Annotated in this window: 6 protein-coding genes; 4 read left to right on the plus strand and 2 right to left on the minus strand. The window is 74.9% G+C overall.

Going from position 1 to position 6,566, the window contains the following annotated elements; genetic code table 11:
* Positions 1-310: 310 nt before the first annotated feature.
* From CCN44_RS28230 to CCN44_RS28240, 3 genes are all read left to right on the plus strand, one after another.
* Complete coding sequence (locus tag CCN44_RS28230) at positions 311-700, plus strand: VOC family protein (RefSeq protein ID WP_059248114.1); 390 nt, start codon at positions 311-313, stop codon at positions 698-700.
* Between the two features lie 165 nt (positions 701-865).
* Positions 866-1,678 carry an ABC transporter ATP-binding protein gene (locus tag CCN44_RS28235; RefSeq protein ID WP_086700620.1) on the plus strand — a complete coding sequence of 271 codons (813 nt, stop codon included), beginning with the start codon at positions 866-868 and terminating at the stop codon, positions 1,676-1,678.
* Positions 1,675-4,161, plus strand: a complete 2,487-nt coding sequence (locus CCN44_RS28240) for an ABC transporter permease (protein WP_086700623.1) — start codon at positions 1,675-1,677, stop codon at positions 4,159-4,161. Before CCN44_RS28235 ends, CCN44_RS28240 begins: the two co-directional genes overlap by 4 nt.
* Before the next feature lie 46 nt (positions 4,162-4,207).
* Here CCN44_RS28240 and CCN44_RS28245 read toward each other — a convergent pair whose 3' ends face one another.
* A complete protein-coding gene (locus CCN44_RS28245) occupies positions 4,208-4,891 on the minus strand; it encodes a DUF899 family protein (RefSeq protein WP_202430212.1) in 684 nt (227 codons plus the stop codon).
* Between the two features lie 302 nt (positions 4,892-5,193).
* On the opposite strand from CCN44_RS28245, the gene CCN44_RS28250 reads away from it, so the two are divergent.
* Positions 5,194-6,006 (plus strand): PhzF family phenazine biosynthesis protein, encoded by an 813-nt coding sequence (locus tag CCN44_RS28250; RefSeq protein WP_086700626.1) that lies wholly within the window; start codon positions 5,194-5,196, stop codon positions 6,004-6,006.
* Positions 6,007-6,014: 8 nt separating this feature from the next.
* On the opposite strand, the gene CCN44_RS28255 is transcribed toward CCN44_RS28250, so the two are convergent.
* Positions 6,015-6,566, minus strand: a 552-nt coding sequence (locus CCN44_RS28255) for a CPBP family intramembrane glutamic endopeptidase (RefSeq protein ID WP_086700629.1), incomplete at its 5' end; no start/stop codon positions are given.

A 6,566-nucleotide genomic window follows, 5' to 3' on the forward strand; every position in this document is an offset into this window, starting at 1 on the left:
CTCGAACCCCCCGAAGCCGCCCATGCCCCGCCGGCCGGCGCCCTCGTGCCGATGTCCCCGCTCGAATCCGTGGCTGCGCATCGCGATCACTCCATTCCATCGATGATCTGTCACGTCTACATCGCGTATCGTTCGCGATGCCTCAACGATATATCGGAACCGATCGCCCGACAAGCCCCTTGCCGCCGCGAGGGGCTGACCTGTCTCCGTCCGTCCCTGTGCTGAGCCACCGATCGACGGTTCGTCAGCGGCGCACCGCTCGTGGGGCGCCGGCGCTGAGCGGCTCTGTGTGCCCTGAGAGGATCAGGGCATGGCCGACTCACCTCTGCAGATCAATGCCCTCATCGTCGATGCCGCTGACCCCGAGCGGCTTGCCGCGTTCTGGTCCGCGTTGCTCGGTCGGCCAGTCGTGGGCCGCATGGGGCCCTATGTGTGGCTCCAGCGTGAGAACGGCCTGGGCCTGGGCTTCCAGCGAACCGGCGAGCCCAAGACCGCGAAGAACCGTATGCACTTCGACGTCACCTCACCCGACCCGGCCGCGGAGCAACAGCGGGTCGAGGCGCTCGGCGGGCGTCGGCTGGAGGAGTACGACGCCGGCGGGTTCCTCGTGATGGCGGATCCCGAGGGCAATGAGTTCTGCATCATCCCCGAAGGCCCCTTCGAACTCGACGACGAGGGACGCGCGGACTACCTCGGCTGACCGGCCTGCCCGTCCGAGCCGGACAACGAGTCGGGGGCCCCTTGCCGCCGCGACGGCCCCTCGGGATAACCCCACCCCGCATCCGCCTGCAACCACCATGTTCCGCACGGTCCGTGGTCCGTAGCGTCGAGGCATCGGCTGGGAAAGATCGTGAGAGGACGGACCATGAGGCTGCGCGGGAAGCGGCGGGAAGCGGACGAGCGGCCGGAGGACCAGGGCACCTCCGGTCTCGCCGTCGAGCTGCGGGGAGTCCGGCGGGAGTACGGCCGCGGCGCCGGGGTCGTACACGCCCTCGCGGGCATCGACCTCGCCCTGCCCCACGGCACGTTCACCGCCGTCATGGGCCCGTCCGGCTCCGGCAAGTCCACCTTCCTCCAGTGCGCCGCCGGCCTCGACCGGCCGTCGGCCGGCTCCGTGCGCCTCGGCGGTACGGAGATCACCGGTATGCGCGAGAACCAGCTCACCGAGCTGCGCCGCAGCCGCCTCGGCTTCGTCTTCCAGGCCTTCAACCTGCTGCCCTCGCTCACCGTGGAGCAGAACGTGCTGCTCCCGATGCGGCTGGCCGGGCAGCGCCAGGACCGGCGGCGGGCGGAGGCGATGCTCGCGCGGGTCGGCCTCGCCGACAAGGCGAGGCGCCGGCCCGGCGAGCTGTCCGGCGGCCAGCAGCAGCGCGTGGCCATCGCCCGCGCCCTGGTCACCGACCCGGACGTGGTGTTCGCCGACGAACCCACCGGCGCCCTGGACACCGGCACCGCGGCCGAGGTCCTCGGCCTGCTCCGGCACGCGGTGGACACCCTCGGCGCCACCGTCGTCATGGTCACCCACGACCCGGCCGCCGCCGCCTGGGCCGACCGCGTGCTGTTCCTCGCGCACGGCGCCTTCGCCGGCGGGATCGACCGCGGCTCCCCGGAGCAGATCGCGGCGCGCATGGCCGCCCTCACCTCCCGCACGGCGGCGACCGCAGGGGCCGCGGCGTGAAGCGCTTCGTCCCGAGCGGCCTCGCCCGCGCGGCCGTGCGCAGCAGACCCGCGTCGTTCGCCGGCACCTTCGTCGCGCTGATGATGGCGGCGCTGATCGTCTCCGCCTGCGGCATCCTCCTGGAGACGGGCGTCCGTGCCTCGGTGCCGCCGGAGCGGTACGCGAAGGCGCCGGTCGTCGCGGCGGCGGACCAGTACGCCCGCCTGGTCACGGGCAGCGGCGACAGCCGTGCCGAGTCGGCGGTCCCGCTGCCGGACCGCGCACGCCTGGACGCCGCGCTGGCCGGGAAGGCGGCCCGCGTGCCCGGCGCGGTGGCGGCGGTGCCGGACTTCACGTTCCCGGTGCGCCGGGGCGGTGCCACGCTGACGGGCCACGGCTGGGGATCGCACGCCTTCACCGGCGCCGCGCTCACCTCAGGGGCCGCGCCCCGTACCGGCGAGGTCGTGCTCGATGCCGCCGCCGCACGGTCCGCGCAGGCCGGCGTCGGCGACACCGTGGCGCTCGACACCGCGGCCGGGCGGGCCGGCTTCCGCGTCTCCGGGCTGGCGCGGGCCGGAGCCGGCGAGCCGGCCGAGGGCGGCACCGGCTGGTTCGCCGACGCCCAGTCCTCCGCGCTCGCCGGGCATCCCGGCAAGGCCGACGCCATCGCCGTACTGGCGCGGGACGGGGCGGACACCGGCGCTCTCGCCGCCGGGGTGAGAAAGGCGCTCGCCGGTTCCGGTGCCACCGTGCACACCGGAGACGGCCGCGGCGCCGTCGAGAACCGCGCGCTCGGCTACGCCAAGGAGACGCTCACCGGGCTCGGCGGCTCCTTCGGCGGGATCGCCGCCGTGGTCGCCGTGTTCACGGCGTCCGGCACGGTCGCGCTGTCCGTCGCCCAGCGCGCCCGGGAGTTCGCGCTGCTGCGCGCCGTCGGCGCCACGCCGCGGCAGATCCGCCGGGCGGTCGCCGCCGAGGCGCTGCTCGTCGCGCCCGCCGCGGGGCTGGTCGGCTGCCTGCCCGGGATCGGGCTGGCGCACTGGTGGTTCGGGCAGCTCCAGGACCGCGGGGCCGTGCCGGAGGCCGTGGCCCTGCGCGTCTCCTGGATCCCGCTCGTCGCCGCCGTCGGCACGGGGCTGCTGACCGCGCTCGCCGCCGGCTGGGCGGCGGGGCGCCGGCCCGCGAGGATCAAGCCGGGGCAGGCGCTCACCGAGGCGTCGGTGGAGCGGCTGCGACCGGGCGTGCTGCGCACCCTGCTGGGCCTGGGCGCCCTCGTCGGCGGCGGTTTCCTCACCGGCCTCGCCGCGCGTTCGGCCGGGGACGACGCGGCCAACGCCGCCCTCGGCGTCGTCCTGCTGTTCATGCTCGCCGTCGCGCTGCTCGGTCCGCTGGTGGCGCGGCTGTGCGCGGCGCTGTTCGGGCTGCCGCTGCGCGGGCGCGGCGCCGCCGCCGCGCTCGCCGCCGCGAACTCCCGGACGAACGCCCGCCGGCTGGCCTCCGCGCTCACCCCGATCGTGCTGGCCATGGCCTTCGCGTCCACGCTCGTCTTCATGCACACCAGCGAAAGCCACGTCGCCGCGCGGCAGCTGCGGGCCGGCATCACCGCGGACCACGTCGTCACGCACCCCGCCGGGCTGCCCGCCGGGGCCGTCGAACGGGCCGCCCGCGCTCCGGGCGTCGAAGCGGCCGTGGGCCTGCTCGACACGCAGGTGCTCGTGCCCGTCGGATCGGGCGGCGACCGGTGGCTGCAGAGCGCGGCGGCCCAGGGCATCTCCGGTTCCGGCGCACGGCTCGCGCGGGTGCAGGACCTCGACGTGCGCAGCGGCAGCCTGGACCGGGTCGGCAAGGGCCGTATCGCCATCGACAGGACGCTCGCCGTCTCGGCGGGGGTGAAGGTCGGCGACAGGCTGCCGCTGTACCTTCCCGACGGCACCGAGGCCGGCCCCGAGGTCGTCGCCGTGTACGCCCGCGGGCTCGGCCTCCCGGCCGTGACCATGGACCGCGCGTCCCTGGCCGCCCACGTCACCTCGGGCTTCGACAGCGCGCTGCTGGTGCGCGGCGGCGACGCGACGGTCCTCGCCCCGCTGGGGAAGGTCACCGCCGCGTCCGGGTACGCGGTCGAGCGGAGCACCGACCGCGAGCTGAACGCCTGGGCCAACTACACGATGGCCGCGGTCCTGGGCGGCTTCGCCGCCGTCGCCGCCGTGAACACCCTCGTGATGACCGTCCTCGACCGCCGCCGCGAGCTGGGCGCGCTCCGTCTCGTGGGCGCCACCAGGCGCCAGGTGCTGGACATGCTGCGCTGGGAGGGCCTGCTGGTGGCGGTGGCCGGCACCGCTGTGGGCACGGCCATCGCCGCGGCCACCCTGATCCCGATGATGCGCGGCCTGACCGGCGAGGATCCGTACGTCCCACCGCTGACGTACGCGGCGTTCGCCGGGGGCGCGGCGGCGCTGGGCATGCTGGCGGCGACCCTGCCGGCGCGGGCGGCGCTGCGACGCTGAGGGCCGACGGCACCGAGCACCGCCGGCTGCCGGTCGGCGGGGGTGGTCAGTAGTCGAGGCTCGGGTACCAGTCGCCGCGGCCCCGCGGGGTCAGGTCGAGGAGGTGCCAGACGGGGGCCAGGAGGTCGATGCCCCGCTCGTCGATGTCGTCGGCCATGCGGGGGTGGGCGGAGTAGAAATGGCGGACCGTGCCGTCGCCGTCGCGCGTGAAGACGGAGAGGGTGGAGTCCTGCCAACCGTCCTCGTCCTCGCTGCCCAGGTCGTACTTGAAGGTGCTGTCGCCGCAGCTCAGGAGCCTCAGCCGGTGCCAGCCGCGGTTGCGGGCGTGCTGCCGCAGGGCGGGCGGGTCGGCTGCCGCGGCGATGACGAAGTCGGCGTTGCGTGCGATGTGGTGGGCAATGCCGTTGAAGCCGTCGATCCACAGGGTACACATCGGACAGGGGTCGGTCTGCCGCTTGCCGTACATGAGGTGGTAGACGATCAGCGGGCGGTCCGTGGCGGTGAACAGATCCCGCAGCGCGACCTCGCGGACCGGTGTGTCACCGGCGTCCAGGTCGGCGGGGCCCTCGAGGAAGACGTAGTCGTCGACGGGCGGCCCCTGCGGGAGCGCCCGCCGCAGGGCCGCGACCTTCTCCCGGTGGCGCATGAGGTCGATCTCGGCCAGGCGCAGCTCCTCACGGGCGTCGAGGTAGTCCGCCGATTCGCCGGCCAGTCTGGTCTGCCGCACCATCGTGTTCTCCTGGGGTGGCCATCCCCCCGGTTCCCGGACCCGGAGCACCAGCTCCCCGCCCCCGCGCTCCCGGGCCGGTCCCTCCGAGTCTAGGGCGGCTCCACGACCGCCGACAGCCGAGCCGAAGCCCGGCCACTCCCGCGGTTCGGCGGGCTGTGGCCCTTCCTCGTCGGGAAGGTGTCGTCCGGGGCGGCCCGGCTCGGCCCCCGGCCGCACACACGCGTCCGCGCCGGGCGGGAATCGGTCGGGCACGCGTGAATCCGCCTGGCCCGGGGATCGTCGCAGCCGCTAGCGTCGGCGCCATGCGCATTCGAATCGTGGACGCCTTCACCGACCGCCCCTTCGCCGGCAACCCGGCCGGAGTCCTGCTCCTGGACGACGTCTTCCCGGACGACGACTGGCTCCAGAACGTCGCCATGGAGGTCAACCACGCCGAGACGGCGTTCGCGCACCGGCTGCCCGAGGGCGGCGACGCGGACTGGGCGCTGCGCTGGTTCACGCCCGTCGCGGAGGTCGCGATGTGCGGGCACGCCACCCTCGCCACGGCCCACGTCCTGCACACCACCGGCGCGCACGAGGGTCCGGTGCGGTTCGCCACCCGCAGCGGCGTGCTGATCGCCACGCCCGCCGAGGACGGCTCGATCACGCTCGACTTCCCCACCGCCCCGCTCACCCCGGTCGAGATCCCGGCCGGGGTCGCCGAGGCGCTGGGCGCGGAGCCGGTCGCCGCCTTCGACACCGGCCCGAACGTCGGCGACCTGCTGGTGGAGCTGGCCGACGAGAAGACCGTGCTCGGCCTCTCCCCCGACCACCGGGCGCTGGGCGCCTACTCCTCCCGCGGCATCATCGCCACCGCCCGCGCCGCCGACCCGGCCCTGGGCTACGACTACGTCTCCCGCTGCTTCTTCCCGAACGTCGGCATCGACGAGGACCCGGTGACCGGCAGCGCCCACACCGCGCTGGCGCCGCACTGGTCCCCCCGCCTCGGCCGGGACGACCTCACCGGGCTCCAGGCCTCCCGCCGCACCGGGCTGGTCCGCACCACTCTGCGGGGCGAGCGCACCCTGCTCACCGGGCGTGCGGTGACCGTGATCGAGGGCGAGCTGCGCGCCTGACGGCGGCCTCAGGCGGTGGGCAGCCAGCCCACCTTGCCGGCGAGGAGGGCGTAGCCGACGAAGGCGCCGATGTCGAGCAGGGAGTGCGCGACGACCAGCGGACCGACCCGGCCCCAGCGGCGGTACAGGCAGACGAAGACCACGCCCATGGCCATGTTGCCGAGGAAGCCGCCGATGCCCTGGTAGAGGTGGTAGGAGCCGCGCAGGACCGCACTGGCCATCAGCGCGGTCCCCGGGGTCCAGCCCAGCTGGCCCAGTCTGCGCAGCAGATAGCCGACGACGATCACCTCTTCGAGGATCGCGTTCTGCAGCGCGGACAGGATCAGCACCGGGTACTTCCACCACACGTCCGGCAGTGCCTCGGGTACGACGGTGAGGTTGAAGCCGAGGCCGCGGGCGGCGAGGTAGAAGGCGATGCCGGTGCTGCCGATCACGGCGGCGACACCGGCGCCCCGGGCCAGGTCCGGCCAGGGCCGGGTGCGGTCGAAGCCGAGGGTGCGCAGTCCCGCTCCCTCCCGCAGCAACAGGTGGGCGACGAGGGCCACGGGGACCAGGGCGGT

The organism is Streptomyces tricolor, assembly GCF_002155905.1.
Classification (GTDB): Bacteria; Actinomycetota; Actinomycetes; order Streptomycetales; family Streptomycetaceae; genus Streptomyces; species Streptomyces tricolor.